Annotated in this window: 11 protein-coding genes and 1 tRNA gene; 10 read left to right on the plus strand and 2 right to left on the minus strand. The window is 57.3% G+C overall.

What is annotated here, in order from left to right; genetic code table 11:
• Positions 1 to 240 precede the first annotated feature (240 nt).
• The gene (locus tag VMU57_RS20755) at positions 241 to 1,446 is read left to right on the plus strand and encodes a TIM barrel protein (RefSeq protein WP_325386921.1); all 1,206 of its coding nucleotides are present in this window, start codon (positions 241 to 243) and stop codon (positions 1,444 to 1,446) included.
• 66 nt (positions 1,447 to 1,512) lie between these two features.
• On the opposite strand, the gene VMU57_RS20760 is transcribed toward VMU57_RS20755, so the two are convergent.
• Entirely contained in the window at positions 1,513 to 4,383 is a 2,871-nt protein-coding gene (locus VMU57_RS20760; RefSeq protein ID WP_325386923.1) for an ABC transporter permease, read from the minus strand.
• A 10-nt stretch (positions 4,384 to 4,393) separates the two neighbouring features.
• Positions 4,394 to 4,723, minus strand: coding sequence for a PadR family transcriptional regulator (locus tag VMU57_RS20765; RefSeq protein WP_325386925.1), 330 nt, complete (start codon positions 4,721 to 4,723; stop codon positions 4,394 to 4,396).
• Positions 4,724 to 4,894: 171 nt separating this feature from the next.
• On the opposite strand from VMU57_RS20765, the gene VMU57_RS20770 reads away from it, so the two are divergent.
• The 9 genes from VMU57_RS20770 to VMU57_RS20810 all read left to right on the plus strand — a co-directional run bounded on the left by VMU57_RS20770 (position 4,895) and on the right by VMU57_RS20810 (position 15,631).
• A complete protein-coding gene (locus VMU57_RS20770; protein WP_325386927.1) occupies positions 4,895 to 5,983 on the plus strand; it encodes a substrate-binding domain-containing protein in 1,089 nt (362 codons plus the stop codon).
• A 370-nt stretch (positions 5,984 to 6,353) separates the two neighbouring features.
• Entirely contained in the window at positions 6,354 to 6,737 is a 384-nt protein-coding gene (locus VMU57_RS20775) for a PEP-CTERM sorting domain-containing protein (protein WP_325386929.1), read from the plus strand.
• A 133-nt stretch (positions 6,738 to 6,870) separates the two neighbouring features.
• Entirely contained in the window at positions 6,871 to 9,078 is a 2,208-nt protein-coding gene (locus VMU57_RS20780; protein ID WP_325386931.1) for a bifunctional rhamnulose-1-phosphate aldolase/short-chain dehydrogenase, read from the plus strand.
• The gene (locus tag VMU57_RS20785) at positions 9,075 to 10,559 is read left to right on the plus strand and encodes a rhamnulokinase (protein ID WP_325386933.1); all 1,485 of its coding nucleotides are present in this window, start codon (positions 9,075 to 9,077) and stop codon (positions 10,557 to 10,559) included. Before VMU57_RS20780 ends, VMU57_RS20785 begins: the two co-directional genes overlap by 4 nt.
• Before the next feature lie 36 nt (positions 10,560 to 10,595).
• Positions 10,596 to 12,059, plus strand: coding sequence for a ribonuclease catalytic domain-containing protein (locus tag VMU57_RS20790; protein WP_325386935.1), 1,464 nt, complete (start codon positions 10,596 to 10,598; stop codon positions 12,057 to 12,059).
• Positions 12,060 to 12,233: 174 nt separating this feature from the next.
• Positions 12,234 to 13,319, plus strand: a complete 1,086-nt coding sequence (gmd, locus tag VMU57_RS20795; protein ID WP_325386937.1) for a GDP-mannose 4,6-dehydratase — start codon at positions 12,234 to 12,236, stop codon at positions 13,317 to 13,319.
• Between the two features lie 140 nt (positions 13,320 to 13,459).
• Positions 13,460 to 14,437 (plus strand): GDP-L-fucose synthase, encoded by a 978-nt coding sequence (locus VMU57_RS20800; protein WP_325386939.1) that lies wholly within the window; start codon positions 13,460 to 13,462, stop codon positions 14,435 to 14,437.
• Between the two features lie 75 nt (positions 14,438 to 14,512).
• The gene (locus tag VMU57_RS20805) at positions 14,513 to 15,325 is read left to right on the plus strand and encodes a CAP domain-containing protein (RefSeq protein ID WP_325386941.1); all 813 of its coding nucleotides are present in this window, start codon (positions 14,513 to 14,515) and stop codon (positions 15,323 to 15,325) included.
• 231 nt (positions 15,326 to 15,556) lie between these two features.
• Positions 15,557 to 15,631 (plus strand) — tRNA-Asn (locus VMU57_RS20810).
• Positions 15,632 to 15,781 lie beyond the last annotated feature (150 nt).

Consider the following 15,781-nt stretch of genomic DNA (forward strand, 5'->3'; position numbering starts at 1 on the left):
CACAAACGCAGCTAAAGAGAGATTCTGCTTCTGCTGGGTTGTAGAAGGATGACGATGTCGTACCAGTTTGCGGTGCGCCATGGCAGCGTGATTTTTCCTTGCGGACATATCGCTTTTTAGCAAGTTTCGAAGATTTGAAATCTTTTTGACAAATGACACCGGGATGGTGCAATCTTTGTGTGTTTCAATAGGGAGTATATTTCTATTTCTAAAAGCTGCTGTATTGAGGGGTATTTGCAAATGACAACGAACGGTTCAGGTATGGCAGGACGTGACGCAGAGAAGATTTATAGCGCTCTGGATGGCTTTCGGATCGAAGTGCCTTCGTGGGGGTTCGCCAACACCGGCACACGGTTTGGAAAGTTTGTTCAAGGTGGAGCGGCCACGACGACAGAAGAGAAGTTTGCCGATGCCTCGCAGGTGAATGCGCTGACGGGAGCAAGTCCGACGGTTGCGCTGCATGTGCTCTGGGACCTGCCGGGCGGAAAGGCTGATGTTCCGGCGATTCAGGCGCTGGAGAAGAAGTATGGAGTGAAGTCGGGTGGCATCAATCCAAATCTTTTCCAGGATGCGGAATACAAGTTTGGATCGATTGCGAATCCTAGCGCGGAGATTCGTGGAATTGCGCTGCAGCATCTGCTGGATTCGGTGGAGATCGGCAAGGCGCTGGGATCGAAGGACGTCTCGCTTTGGATTGCGGACGGCTCTAACTATCCGGGGACGCAGAGTGTGCGGCGGCGTATCGAGTGGATGCAGGAGGTATTGGGTAAGACTCATGCGGCGCTCGGCCCTGACCAGCGGATGCTGGTGGAGTACAAGCCGTTTGAGCCTGCTTTCTATCACACGGACATTGCGGACTGGGGCATGGCGCTGGAGCTGGCTCGCAATGCGGGACCGCAGGCCAAGGTGCTGGTGGATACCGGCCACCACTATCAGGGAACGAACATCGAGCAGATTGTGGCGTGGCTGCTGCAACTGGGACAGCTTGGCGGCTTCCACTTCAACGACCGCAAGTATGCCGATGATGACCTCACGCTGGGCTCGATAGATCCTTACCAGTTGTTCCGCATCTTCCATGAGATTGTGAGCGCGAGCGCGGAGGAGCGGAAGGAAATTTCCTTCATGATCGACCAGAGCCACAACCTGAAGGGCAAAATTGAGGCGATGGTGCAGTCGGTGCTGACGGCGCAGGAGCTTTATGCGAAGGCTTCGCTGATCGACCAGGAAAAGCTGGCGGAGCTACAGGATTCGTGTCGTCTGGTGGAAGCGGAAGAGTGCTTCCGCACGGCGTTCTGGCAGGATGTACGTCCCATGGTTCGAGAGTGGCGGGTTGCACGTGGTCTGCCTGCCGACCCTTTGAAGGCGCTGGCCGAGAGCGGCTATGTGGAGAAGGTGACGCGCGAGCGCGGCAGCAAGAATGCGCGCAGCGTCTCCAGCTACGCGTAACGGGCACTGATTTTATCTGAAGATTGCGCCGGCCCTATCGTTCGAGGGGCGGCGCATTTTCTTTGCCTACTCGTAGCGAAGGGCCACGACGGGGTTGACCTTGGTTGCGCGGTGAGCGGGGAGCCAGGCTGCGATGAGTGTTACTGCAGAGATTGTCAGAATGGCTGCGAGGATAGTCTGCGGGTCAGTGGCGTTCAGGCCGAAGAGCTGCGATTGAATGGTGCGGCCAGCGGCAAGTGTGATGGGGACGCCGATGGCGATTCCTATGGCGAGCAGGAGAAGCGATTCTTTGAGGATCATCCAGAGCACGCTGCCGAGCTGCGAGCCGAGCGCGATGCGTATGCCGATCTCGTTAGTGCGACGGACTACGTTATAGGTCATGACTCCATAGAGGCCGATGCTGGCGAGGACCAGTGCGAGCAGCGAGAAGATGGCAGTGAGTGAAGAGATGAGCTCGTCGTCAGTCATAAAGGCGGAAACCTGATCGTGGATGGTGGTGATGTTGAACAGGGCGAGGTTGGGGTCGGTGGCCGCCACGGCGGCGCGGAGATCCGCGATGGCCTTGGCGGGATCGCCGGTGGTGCGGACGAGGATAGTACCGACGAAGCGATCGGGATTTTCTTCGGGAGGGGCCGGTACGGGGCCGCCGGATCTGACAGATGAAGCTGCGGAGGAAGTGACTGGAGCGGGTACGAACGGTTCGATTTGAGTCAAGGGGATGTAGGTCATCCTCGTAGGATCTGTGTTTCTGGGACCGCGAACTTTGGTGTCGCGGGCGATGCCTACGATGCGCCAGGGTCCTTTGACTGTGTTGATGTCGATGATGAGTGACCGGCCAATAGCATCCCCTTTGGGGAAGAAATGGTTGGCAATCGCCTGATTAATGACAGCGACTTTGAGGCTGCTGGCAGAGTCGGTTGGAGCGATCGAGCGTCCGGCGATGATGGGGATGTTTGCGGTTTCGAAGTAGCGGCCTGAGACGCGGTTAAGGATAGAACCCATATCTTCTTTTGGTGCCGGAGTGTATCCGGAGAGTTCGATGGTCGAACTCCATGCTCCGCTGCTGATTGGCGGTGTGGCGGAGAGAGCCGCAGAGCGGACACCGGGAATAGCGGAGAGGTGCTCAAGGAGGGTCTGATAGAGAGCGGGCGTCTGGCTGGGCTGGTAGCCGGCAAGCTGGGCATTGAAGCTTGCCAGAAGAAGGTGGGTGCGCTCGAAGCCGAAGTCCTGATTTTGCAGATTGCGAAGGGTACGAAGAAAGAGGCCAGCGCCGACGAGTAAAAGCAGCGACAGCATGACCTGAGCGGCGACTAGAGTCTTGGGCCAGAAGCGGGACGATTTGCCTCCGCTGCTTTGCGCGGTGCGAGCGTTAGAGCTAAGCGTGGTTGCAGAGCCAGTGCGTGCGGCGGTGAGCGCGGGAGCGAGTCCAAAGAGAAGTCCAGTCGCAAGGGAGACTGTGAGAGTGAAGAGTAGAACCGTCAGATCCGGTGCGGAGCTCATTGCGATGTAGGGATTGCCCTGGCTGAAAAAGGCGATAAGAGCGCGAGTGGTGGCGAAGGCGATGCCCAATCCAAGAAGACCGCCTGAGAGGGCGAGAAGCACTGTTTCGATGAGGCATTGCCGAATGATGCGTGCGCGGCTGGAGCCGAGTGCGAGGCGCGTAGCGATTTCACGCTGACGAGAGGCGGCGCGGGCGAGGAGAAAGTTGGCGAGGTTCGCGCAGGCGATGAGAAGGACTAACCCCACCACGGCCATGAGAATTCGCAGCGAGGCTCCATATTGGCTGCGGATAGAGGAGACTCCGTTAGCAGCAGACACGAGGGGAACGGTGGCACGGTTGATCTCCTGCAGACGCGCAGATGAGATGGGTGTGCCTTCATTCGCGCGGATGCTGGTGCGGATCTGCTGGTCGAGCCAAGCCTGGCTTTGCGCAAGGGCGGCTTTGTTTGTTGCGGCTTCAGGGCTGAGGCGGCCGAAGAGATGTAGAAAGTAGGCACCCTTTTGCGGAGTTAGTAGAGAAGGGCCTTGCTGGATTACCGTTTGCATCGTGATCGGTGTCCAGAGTTCGGTTGGCTCAAGATCAAGCTTAATACCGTGGAAGGCTTCAGGCATGACGCCGATGACGGTGAAGGGGGTGCTATTGATAGTGATTGTTTTGCCGAGAACGGCGGGATCGGCGGAGAGAGACTGTTGCCAGAAGTGGTAGCTAAGGACGACCACGGCACCGCTGCCGGGTATTGCGTCATCTGCGGGGGTGATGGCGCGGCCGAGAAGTGGCTGCGCTCCAATAACGCTGAAATAGTTGCCGGAGACGAGGTTGGCGGGAGCGAAGATAGCGGCGTTGTTGGAGGTATCCATGCCAGTCGCAGAAATATGCACACTTACTCTTTGAGAAAAACTTAGGTAAGCAGCGATGCCTTGGAAAGGACCAGGATTGGCCTGGAGTTGGCGGGAAAAATACCAGGGAAACATGCCACGGCTGCCGAGATCGATGCCGCCAAGGACGCCTCCGCCCTCGGAATTGCCGAAGGTGACGAGTTGCTGAGGATTTTGCACGGGGAGATCACGGAGGAGAACCTGATGGATGAGCGTAAAGATGGCGGTGTTACCCCCGATCCCAAGCGCAAGCGACAGGACGGCAACGGCAGTGAAGCCGGGGCTTTTCGTTATCATCCGCAGACTGAAATGGATGTCCTGCCAGATACTTTCGGCGGTGGACTCCCATCCGGAGGCTCTGACTTTGTGCTTCACGGCCTCTGTGCTGCCCATCTCAACGCGGGCTGCGCGTCGGGCTTGCCGATCGCTCATGCCTTGACGGATCTTTTCCTGCATGGAGGCTTCCTGAAAAGCCTGAAGTTCTTCATCCATGTCGTGGCTTCGCTGCTCTTTGTGAAAGAGCGCCCGGATTCCGCTGATGAGACTTCGCATGATTGGCATGATGGCTCCGTCAGGCTTCGAGGATGCTGGTGATGGCTGCTAGTTGGCGACTCCATTGCTGAGTCTCTTCCTTGAGCGCTTTGCGGCCCTGGTCGGTGAGCAGGTAATACTTGGCGCGACGGTTGTTCTCAGTGGCACGCCACTCTGCCTTGATGCGTGCTGCCCGCTCAAGCCGACTGAGAGCGGGAAAAAGCGAGCCGGGATTGACTCGAAAGACCCCGTTGCTGATCTGCTCGATGCGAAGGGCAACGCCGTAGCCATGCATCGGCTCGAGTGCAAGGGTTTTAAGGATCAGCATTTCGAGGGTTCCCTGAATAAGGTCACTGGACTTGCCGGTCATGAATCTCTCTCCTCTTGATTGTCTAGAGGTATATTTCTCCTCCATTAGATTGTCAAGAGGAGAGTTCATTTCTATGACGGATTCCTCTCAGGCTATTGATTTCATTAACGAAACTGCGTCTACTTGTCGCATAATGGAGCGGCTGAGTGGTCGCTCCTCAGGGGGGAGAGTATGCCGTTGCGTAAAACGACGAAGAGGCTGTATCTGATTCCGGTGTTATCGAAGGCGCTGGATATTCTTGAGCTTTTGCAGGAAGAGAACCAGCCGATGACGCTGGAGGCGATTCACCGCAAGACACGGATCTCGAAGACGACGGTCTATCGGATTCTGAAGACGTTTGTGCATCGCGGCTATCTATCGCAGTCTCCCGACGGGCTGTACCGGCAGGTGACACGGCCTAAGAAGATGCGGTTTGGGTTTGCCGGGCAGAGCGCCGACATGCCGTTCTCAAACGAGGTAACGGAGAGTCTGAAAGATGCGGCCGCGTCGGTGGGCGTCGACCTGATGATCCTCGACAATTGTTACGACGCAGCCACGGCGCTGAAGAATGCGGAGGAGTTCGTGCGCAGCAAGGTCGATCTGGTGATCGAGTTCCAGGTAGAGCAGGAGGTCGCGCCGATGATCGGTGACAAGATCGCCGGAGCGAATATTCCGCTGATCGCGATCGATATTCCGCATCCTCATGCGACTTACTTTGGCGTGGATAACTACCGCGTCGGCATCGAGGCCGGGGAGACGCTGGCAGCCCATGCGGTGGCGAACTGGGATGGCAAGGTGGAGTGGGTTCTGGGGCTGGATCTGGCTGAGGCCGGGCCGCTCGTGCAGAGTCGAATCACAGGCGCGTTCGAGGGAGTTCGCAACGGCATCTCCGATCTTCCAGTGGAGCTATTTGTCCGCATGGATGCACGCGGCATGCGCGAGCGTAGCAAGAAGTTGATTACCGACTTCCTGCAACGGCATCCCAAGGACAAGCACATTCTGGTTGCTGCTGCCACGGATTCGAGCGCACTGGGTGCAGTCGATGCGGTGAGAGAGTTGAAACGGGAGAAGCACGTTGTGGTGGTGGGGCAGGACTGCATCGCCGAGGCGATTGCGGAGATGCGCCGGGACAAGTCTCCCCTAATTGGCTCGGTGTCCCATGAAGCGAGTTCGTATGGGCCAAGCCTGGTACATCTGGGGTTACAGCTGCTGCGGGGCCAGACGGTGCCGCCCTATAACTACGTCGCGCACAAGATGGTGACGCAGAAGATGTTGGAGTAGAAGAAGAAGGTGACGCACATAAGCACTGACGAACAGGAACACGGTGTTCAATGGGGGCGTGTTTTCCGTGTATGTTGCTGGAGAAGGCCTGAATGGTAGGTAATATAGAAACCTTGGGAGGTCTTCAGCCATGAGAATCAAGCTGACTGTTTGGGCAATGGTTGCTCTCTTCTTCGGTTCCTTCGCGTACGCGACCCCCATTTTTTACACGTTTACGAATAACTCTGATTTCACGCTCGGAGGAGTCAGTTACGCGGGGACCTATCTTAGCGATCCGGGCTCGCGTCTGACGCTGACTTTGTATGCAGATTACGGATAACGTAATCACTTCAGGAGATTTTATACGGACACTCCGGGATCTGAGTTCATCGTGAACCGTTCCGCGGTTGGCATTGTCAGTTACGGGGATCTTACGCTTGCGACGATTAGTGATCCCGTCGAATTCGTGATTGATACCGAACGCTATACGGCCTACCTGGTAGACGGAGCCAATCAGAATGTATTGATCTCTACTTTTACTGGACCGTACGACGGAGTGAGAGATGATCCCATCCGCGGAACTCCCCAATTCCCGGCGACCAGCTTCAATACAAGCGCTGCGGAGCTCAACGTCACTGACCTTAGATCGAATACTACCTTTGAAGCTTCGCTGTCCGGAACCTCGACCGCTCCCGAACCAACCTCTATTATCTTTCTGAGTACCGGGGCTTTGGAATTTTTTGCCGTATTTCGACGACGTTTTCCTGTGACTTAATACTTGTTGCGAGCGTGGACTTGGATTTCCTCTTTGGGATTATTATCTTTTTTCCGTATTTGAAATAGTTGCCGTATTGGTGTTTTGTGTGAAATGATAGTGAGGATTCAGATCTGACAAAGAGGTCAATACGATGGCGGCAAAGAGTAGTCTGCGGTTTCTTGAGGATCGTTGGGATGAAGCAGCAGCAGCGAAGCTGGATGGGCCGGAGCTGCTGCGCTACCGGTCGAACCTGCTGGGATCGGACCTGCGGATTACAAACTTTGGCGGGGGCAATACCAGCTCGAAGCTGGAACAGGTCGACCCGCTGGACGGCAACGCGAAGCAGATTCTCTGGGTGAAGGGAAGCGGCGGCGATCTGGGAAGCATCAAGCGGACGGGGTTTGCGACGCTATATCTCGACAAGCTACTGGCGCTCGAGAAGGCTTATCGCGGTGTCGAGCTAGAAGACGAGATGGTGGACATGTATCCGCTATGTACGTTCGGCAATAACCCTGTTGCGGCTTCGATCGATACGCCTCTGCATGGCTTCCTGCCGTTTCCGCATGTGGACCATCTGCATCCGGACTGGGGGATCGCGCTCGCGGCCTCGGCCAACGGGAAGATCAAGATGTACGAGTTCAATAAGGAATTTGGCCACAAGCTGGCTTGGCTGCCATGGCAGCGCCCTGGGTTTGAGCTTGGAATGATGCTGCGTAAGATCGTGGAAGAAACGCCTGGATGCGACGGCGTGGTGCTCGGCGGCCACGGTCTGTTTACGTGGGGCAACACGCAGCGCGAGAGCTACCTGAACACGATTACGATCATCGATCAGCTTGGGCAGTTTATCGAGCGACATGGCGCGACGGCGGGGCACAAGCACTTTGGCGGCGGACAGCTGAAGACCCGCGAAGACCGCGCAGAAATTGCGTTGCAGATCATGCCGCATTTGCGTGGCGTCGTCTCGCGCAAGCAGCGCTGGATTGGAAGCTACTCGGATCTGCCGCAGGTGCTGGAGTTCGTGAACTCGGCGCAGGCGGAGAAGCTGGCGCACCTTGGCACGAGCTGTCCTGACCACTTTATCCGCACGAAGATTCGTCCGATGTTCATCAAGTGGAACCCGGCGGCCGATCCAGCGGAGTTAAAGGAGTTGGTCGAGACGGCGCTCGAGACCTATCGTGCGGAGTATGCGGAGTACTACAAAAAGCATGCGTTGCCGGATTCTCCTGCGCTGCGTGATGCCAGCCCGACAGTTGTCCTCGTACCGGGTGTGGGCATGTTCAGCTTCGGCAAGAACAAGACCGAGTCGCGCATTACCGGAGAGTTCTACATCAATGCGATCGGCGTAATGCAGGGTGCGGGCGCGCTGGGCGCGGGTATCGACTGCAAAGAAATTCCGCAGGCAGGACCGGCTGCTTCAGCCGATCAGTTCGCGGTGTACTCGAACTACGTTGCGCTGCCGCCCAGCGAGGCCTTCCGCATTGAGTATTGGAAGCTCGAAGAGGCGAAGATTCGCCGTCAGCCCGCGGAGAAAGAACTGAGCCGACGCGTAGCTCTCATCGTCGGTGGCGGTAGCGGCATCGGCCGCGAGGTCGCGTTGCTGGCCGCAGAACGGGGTGCGCATGTCGTGATCGCCGACCGTGATGTGAAGGGTGCTGAAGCAGTCGCCGAGGAGACGAAGGCGATTGTGGGCAAGGAAGCCGTGAGCTGGGTAAGCATCGACATCCGCGACCGCAAGGCCATCAAGGCCGCGCTGGATGCGGCAGTCAAGCAGTTTGGCGGTGTCGATATCCTCATCAATACCGCGGCGTTGTTCCCGTCGTCGCCTGATGGCATCATCACGGACGCGCAATGGGCGTTGACGCTTGAGGTCAACGTCACGGCGAACTATCTGTTGACCGATGAGGCGTCGAAGCTGTTTGCAGAGCAAGGAATCGATGCGAGTGTGGTGCTGACGAGCTCGGCCAATGCGGTTGTCGCCAAGCGCGGCAGCGAAGCGTATGACGTCAGTAAGGCTGCGTTGAGCCACCTGGTACGAGAGCTTGCAGTCTCGCTTTCGCCGAGGGTGCGCGTGAATGGAATCTCGCCTGCCACGGTGGTCAAGGGTTCGACGATGTTCCCGCGCGATCGCGTGATCGCTTCCCTCAAGAAGTACAAGCTGCCGTTCGACGAAAAGGACACCGACGATGGCCTTCGCAACGAGTTGGCGAAGTTCTATGCGACACGCACGCTGACGCATCAGCCCATTGATCCCAAGGACTGTGCGCAGGCGATTCTGTTCCTCGCCGGGCCGCTGGCACGCTGCACAACCGGACACCTTATCCCGGTTGATGGAGGCTTGACCGAGGCCTATCTGCGATGAAGCGTGCCCGCCACTGGACAGGTGACATGGCATTGCGCCCCGCCGACACACGGGCATCGATTGCAGTAGACCTGGGAGCGGAGAGCTGCCGGGTCTCGCTGCTGAGATGGCTTGACGGTGCGGCTTCGATCTCGCTGGTACATCGGTTTGCGAATGCTCCGCGGGAGGTCGACGGCGGTTTGCACTGGGACCTCGCAATGATCGAAGCCGGTCTCGACGTAGGCTTGCGCAAGTGCGCCGAGATCGCGACCGAAGGTGTGCGCTCGATTGCTGTCGATGGCTGGGCGGTCGATTATGTGCGGCTCGATGCGGAAGGGAAGCCGCTAGCCGACCCGTTTTGTTATCGCGATGAGCGTACCTTAAAGGCGGAGCGGTCACTGCATCGAAGGATCAGCCCGGAGAAGCTGCGCGAGCTGACCGGTGTACAACTGCTGCGTATCAACACGCTCTATCAGCTCCACGCGGATACGTTGCAGGGTCTCCCCGAGGGCAGCCAGTGGCTCAATCTACCGGAGTACATTCTCTCGCGCTGGGGCGGCGCCCGCGTGGCCGAGCACACCAATGCTACGCATACTGGCATGGTGGAGTTGTACCGCAGGCAGTGGTGCCGCGAGATCTTCAGTGCGGCGCAGCTCGACCTGGCCAGTGCACCCAAGATCGTTCCCCCGGGAACAGAGGTCGGCAGACTGAATGGGCCTTTGGCAGAGCTGCCTGCGTTTCACAATACAGTGTTGATTGCACCGGCATGCCATGACACGGCCTCTGCGATTGCGGGCATTCCGGCGACAGGAAATGATTGGGCCTACATTAGCTCCGGCACATGGTCCTTAGTGGGAACGCTGGTGGAGCAGCCGCGCAACGGCAAGGATGCGGCGGATGAGAACTTCACCAACCTTGGTGCTGTAGGCGACCGAATCTGCTTTCACAAAAATGTGAACGGCATGTGGCTCATCAAGCAGTGCATCGACAAATGGGCTGCTGACGGCAGGGTATGGAGCGTACCGGAACTGGTAGCTGCCGCCGAGGCAGTGGCGAAGCCGCACGGTGTTCTCGACGTGGACGACCCTGAGCTTCTGCTGGCGGGTCGAATGCCGCAGCGCATCAACGCGCAGCGCGTGCGCAAAGGCTTTGAGGCTCTAGATGAGAGTCCCGAAGGTGCGCCCGTGTTTGCCAGCTTGATCTTCCATAGTTTGGCGGCGAGATATGCCAAGGTGCTCGATCGCGTGGCGCTGCACAGCGGCAAGAAGCTGAAACGGCTGTTTGTCGTTGGCGGTGCCAGCCAGAACGAGTTTCTCAACCGCCTTACGCAGCAGGCCACTGGCCTCGAGCTGTTTCGCGGTTCGGCTGAAAGCTCGACGGTGGGTAACTTCGCTGTGCAGATGGCTGTGCTCGAAGGCAGTCGCGACTCGGTGACAGGGGCATATGCGGAGCAGGTGTCGCGCTGGGCCGGCGTATTTGTCGCCGCACTGGAGCGATCTTAAACAGAGGGAAAGACTGGCATGGTAGCCTTCCCTTGCATGTCAACACATACCTTTGATCTTGCTGCTTCTGCGTCGGCGGAGATGATCCGCGAGGGATTTCAACCGGATTTTCCAACAGGCAGCGAGCAACAGGTTGAAGAGATTCGCGCTGACGGTCATGCAGCGCGATCTAGTGCGGAGTCACGCGACCTGCGTTCGCTGCTATGGTCTTCGATCGACAACGACACCTCGCGCGACCTCGACCAGATTGAGGTTGCTGAGCAAGTCAACGGCGGCATTCGCATCAGGGTGGGAGTTGCAGACGTCTCGGCTTCGGTACTCAAAGACACGCCTATCGACGAGCACGCTGCGCAACAGACGCAGACTGTCTACACGGCAGTGCGCAACTTTCCCATGCTTCCTAACGAGCTTTCAACAGATTTAACCTCTCTGAATGAAAACGAAGACCGAGCTGCGATGGTGGTGGAGCTTGTCGTCGATACGCGCGGCGTCGTGGGGCAGACGAGCATCTATCGCGCTGTCGTAAGGAACAAGGCGCAGCTTGCGTATAGCAAGGTTGGCCCGTGGCTTGAAGGAGCGGCGTCACCCGATGATAAGGTTGGGGCATCTGCAGAGTTGCAGGCGCAGTTGAGGTTGCAGGATGAGGCAGCGGTCGCGTTGCGTGCGGAGCGGGTACGGCAGGGCGCACTTGAGTTCAATCATGTCGAGGCCGACCCGGTGGTGGTTGATGGGCAGGTGCATGAGATCAAGACGGCAGAGCATAATCTGGCGACTGACCTGATCGAAGAGTTCATGATCGCGGCAAATGGAACGATGGCGCGGACGCTGCGCGAGGCGCATCGGTCGTGCATTCGGCGCGTGGTGCGCTCTCCTAAACGGTGGGACCGCATTGTGGAGCTGGCAGGTCGGAATGGGACGAAGTTGCCGCCGCAGCCTGACTCCGGCGCGCTGAATGCTTTTTTGCAGGTAAAGCGGGTAAGTGATCCGATTCACTATCCCGATCTGGCGCTTGCAGTCATCAAGCTGATGGGACCCGGTGAGTATGTGTTGACGAAAGGCGATGATGCGGACCCGCTAGGGCACTTCGGCCTGGCTGCTGAGGACTATGCCCATTCGACCGCGCCCAACCGGAGGTTTGCCGATCTGGTGACGCAACGCGTGGTGAAGGCGATGCTCGACAACGAGCCGCCTCCGTATAACGATGAGGAGTTGGCGGCGATTGCGCAGCAGTGCAACCTGCAGGAGGCCGCGGCGCGCAAGGTCGAACGCACTATGGAGAAGCGAGTGGCAGCGGTGGCGCTGGCGGATAGCATCGGAAAGACCTTCCACGGCGTCATTACCGGCTCGGGCGACAAGGGCGTGTATGTGCGCGTCTTCCACCCTCCGGTCGAAGGCAAGATGGTTCGCGGCGAGCAGGGGCTGGACGTAGGCGATACGGTAGACGTGACCCTGCTGCACACCGATCCGCAACATGCCTTTATCGACTTCGGGCGGGCTTGATGATTGTCCAGTCGGCTTTAGCGCGCATGAATCGCTGTGCAGCGATTTTCAGGCAATCAGGGTCTGTTTCATACAATAAGCTGTCGTGGTCTCATCGTTGAAAATCTGTGGTTAACCTTTCGTCGAGTAAAATCACTTAAGCCCACCCCGGCCTCAAAAAAGGAGAACCTCGCTTTGAAGAAAGCCCTCATCACAGGAGTTACCGGACAGGACGGTGCTTACCTCGCCGAGTTCCTCCTCGCCAAAGGCTATGAAGTGCACGGCATCAAGCGCCGTTCCTCCCTCTTCAATACGGCGCGTATCGACCATATCTACGAGGACCCGCACAACCCGTCGCCCCACTTCATCCTCCACTACGGCGACCTCACGGATAGTTCGTCGCTCATCCACATTGTGCAGAAGGTGCAGCCAGACGAGATCTACAATCTCGGCGCACAGTCACACGTCCAGGTCTCCTTCGAGCAGCCCGAGTACACTGCCGAAGCCGACGCTCTCGGCCCCTTGCGCCTTCTCGAAGCTATCCGCATCCTCGGCCTCGAAAAGAAGACCAAGTTTTATCAGGCCAGCACGTCGGAGCTGTACGGCCTGGTTCAGGAGATTCCGCAGAAAGAGACCACCCCCTTCTATCCGCGCTCGCCTTATGCAGTGGCCAAGATGTACGCCTACTGGATCTGCGTCAACTATCGTGAGGCGTATGGCATCTTCGCCTGCAATGGCATCCTCTTCAACCACGAGTCGCCTCTTCGCGGGGAGACCTTCGTCACCCGTAAGATCACCCGCGGTCTCACCCGCATTAAAGTTGGCTTGCAAGCTCAGCTCTTTCTCGGCAATTTGGACTCGAAGCGAGACTGGGGACACGCCCGCGATTACGTCGAGATGCAGTGGCTCATGCTCCAGCAGGAAAAGCCCCAGGACTTCGTCATCGCTACGGGACAGCAGTATAGCGTCCGCGAGTTCGTCCAGCGCTGCGCGAAACTTCTCGATCTCGACCTTACCTGGCAGGGAAGTGGAATCAACGAAAAGGCACTCGACGCAAAGGGCAACGTAGTTGTAGCGGTTGACCCGCGCTACTTCCGCCCGACCGAGGTAGAGACGCTTCTCGGCGACCCGGCGAAGGCTCAACGCGAACTGGGCTGGACCCCACGCACCAGCTTCGATCAACTTGTCAAAGAGATGGTCGAGTCTGACCTGAAAGCGGCGCAACGTGACGCGCTCGTGAGAAAGCACGGCTTTGACGCCTACAGCGTCCGCGAAACATAACACGTACGGTGCCTCCTTATCCGTCTGACGCTGGGCTAACGGAAAAGGGAAAGATTTCTGGATCTTCCTCCTCCCCTGTTCGCGAGGTCACTTGTTTCGAGTACCAGTCAAAAACCAAGCGCAATCATCTAATTAAATGTATGAAAAAAGACTCCCGTATCTACATTGCCGGCCATCGAGGACTCGTAGGATCAGCCGTCCAGCGCGCTCTTACCGCCCAGGGCTATACCAACCTGCTTACTCGCACCCGTGTCGAATTGGACCTGCTTAATACCACTGCAGTGAATGATTTCTTTGCCACGGAGATGCCCGAATACGTCTTCCTCGCTGCAGCCAAAGTAGGCGGGATTCTCGCCAACAACAACTACCCTGCCGACTTTGTCCGCGACAACCTCATCATTCAGACCAACATTATCGAAGCCAGCCGAGTTAATCATGTCGACCGGTTGCTCTTCCTCGGCTCCTCCTGCATCTACCCCAAATTCGCCCCGCAGCCCATGCCCGAGTCCTGTCTGCTTACCGGCCCGCTCGAGCCCACCAACCGCCCGTATGCGCTAGCCAAAATCGCAGGCATCGAGATGTGCTGGAGCTATAACCGGCAGTACAAAACGAAGTATCTTGCAGCCATGCCGACCAATCTATATGGCCCCAATGACAACTTCGACCTCGCCAACTCGCACGTCCTGCCTGCGCTGATCCGCAAGACGGCCGAGGCCATCAAATCCAGTGCCAACGAGGTTATCGTATGGGGAACTGGAACTCCCCGCCGCGAATTGCTCTATTCGGATGACTTGGCAGAGGCCTGCCTCTTCCTGATGAACCTCGATGACACCCGTTACAACTCCCTGCTCAACGAAGACACTCCGCCACTGGTCAACATCGGAACCGGAGAAGACGTTACCATCCGCGAACTGGCCAGGATCGTTGCTCAGGTCCTTGGTTTCAATGGCCAACTTGTCTTCGATACCACAAAGCCCGATGGCACCCCGCGCAAGCTCATGGATGTAAGTCGCCTTCATGACCTTGGCTGGCACCACACCACCAGCCTCGAGCAGGGTATTCGTATCACATGGGAAGCTGTTCGCAGCCAGCTCCTGGATCATGTTCCATCAAGCTGATAGCAGGGAAGTGCGTGGCGTAGTACCCCGAAAGTGGTATGCCCTAAGTTATCTCGGATACCTAGAATCAACTACATGGAGCCCTCCCCAGAGCGCCGTGTATCACGCAGGACGAGCTGGATGGTGGCAGCGGCGGCTCTGATTCTCGCAATCACTCCAGCTCTGCGCGCACAGTCCATCTTCAATACCTCGACCAGCGTTGCTGAGCAGTTTCTCCTCGCCGCAGCCAATCAGGATCGCATAGCGAGGGGACTGCAACCGCTTCATTTCGACCCTACACTCGCCCAGGCTGCACTCGCGCACGCTGGTGAGATGGCGGCTCATCGCGATATCTCCCACCAATTTCCGGGGGAACCGAAGCTCTCCGAGCGTGGAGCGAACGCCGGCGCACACTTCAGCCTCATCTCTGAAAACGTAGCCGAAGCCCCGGTCGCGGCGATGATCCACGATCTTTGGATGCACTCGGAAGGGCATAGAAAAAATCTTCTGGATCCCAATGTCGACGCCGTCGGCATTTCGGTGGTCGTACGTGATCACGAATACTACGCAGTCGAGGATTTCGCCGATCTGGTTCAACCGCTGAGCTTCAACGCGCAGGAATCAGCAGTTGCTAGCCTGCTCGCAAAGTCCGGCATGCAGATAGGCAACGGCAAGGTCATAAGCGAGAAAGATGCCCGCGAGACGTGCAGTATGCCAACCGGTTATGCGGGCTCCCGCCAACCGTGGTACATCATGCGCTACACCGCCCACAACATTGCCCAGCTACCTGCCCAGCTCGAGTCTCGGCTGAGTACGGGAAAGTATCATCAGGCAGTAGTGGGAGCGTGTTCCGAAAGCGCTTCTACCCCCTTCACTGCTTACAATATCGCCGTCCTTCTTTATCCATAGTCAAAAATACGAACTGTAAGCTATCTTCAACGACCCTCAATTTCGCGCGCCGTTGGAATTTCCTCCGTAGGTGAAACGAACGGGTTCGAGGGATTGTTTCCCTTTTCTGCGATGGGTTGAATAGTTTGAAAATATCTTTTCTTTGCATCAATTACCAAAGCCTTTGACCCCCTCGTTCGCATTTGTTATAAATGTCTTAGCGCAACGCGATTTTTCTTCGCGTCCCCATATTCCTGAGTAGCTCAATGGCAGAGCATTCGGCTGTTAACCGAAGGGTTGTAGGTTCGAGTCCTACCTCAGGAGCCAATCAAATCAATAAGATACAAGCATCATCCCTCCCCGAAAACCTAGAAAAAGCCCTCACTGTGGGGATTTTTGTGGGTACCCCTAAGAAATACTGTGGGTAAACGTGGGTATTCCTGAGCAATTGGGAGATGCTGTCTCATGATGCCTTTG

Origin of the sequence: Edaphobacter sp. (assembly GCF_035532915.1) — a bacterium.
Lineage (GTDB): Bacteria > Acidobacteriota > Terriglobia > Terriglobales > Acidobacteriaceae > Edaphobacter.

Excerpts from the sequence above, each read along its gene's own strand:
- VMU57_RS20755 (WP_325386921.1), top strand. The coding sequence starts at position 241 with ATGACAACGAACGGTTCAGGTATGGCAGGACGTGACGCAGAGAAGATT.
- VMU57_RS20760 (WP_325386923.1), bottom strand. The coding sequence starts at position 4,383 with ATGCCAATCATGCGAAGTCTCATCAGCGGAATCCGGGCGCTCTTTCAC.
- VMU57_RS20765 (WP_325386925.1), bottom strand. The coding sequence starts at position 4,723 with ATGACCGGCAAGTCCAGTGACCTTATTCAGGGAACCCTCGAAATGCTG.
- VMU57_RS20770 (WP_325386927.1), top strand. The coding sequence starts at position 4,895 with ATGCCGTTGCGTAAAACGACGAAGAGGCTGTATCTGATTCCGGTGTTA.
- VMU57_RS20780 (WP_325386931.1), top strand. The coding sequence starts at position 6,871 with ATGGCGGCAAAGAGTAGTCTGCGGTTTCTTGAGGATCGTTGGGATGAA.
- VMU57_RS20785 (WP_325386933.1), top strand. The coding sequence starts at position 9,075 with ATGAAGCGTGCCCGCCACTGGACAGGTGACATGGCATTGCGCCCCGCC.
- VMU57_RS20790 (WP_325386935.1), top strand. The coding sequence starts at position 10,596 with ATGTCAACACATACCTTTGATCTTGCTGCTTCTGCGTCGGCGGAGATG.
- VMU57_RS20800 (WP_325386939.1), top strand. The coding sequence starts at position 13,460 with ATGAAAAAAGACTCCCGTATCTACATTGCCGGCCATCGAGGACTCGTA.
- VMU57_RS20805 (WP_325386941.1), top strand. The coding sequence starts at position 14,513 with ATGGAGCCCTCCCCAGAGCGCCGTGTATCACGCAGGACGAGCTGGATG.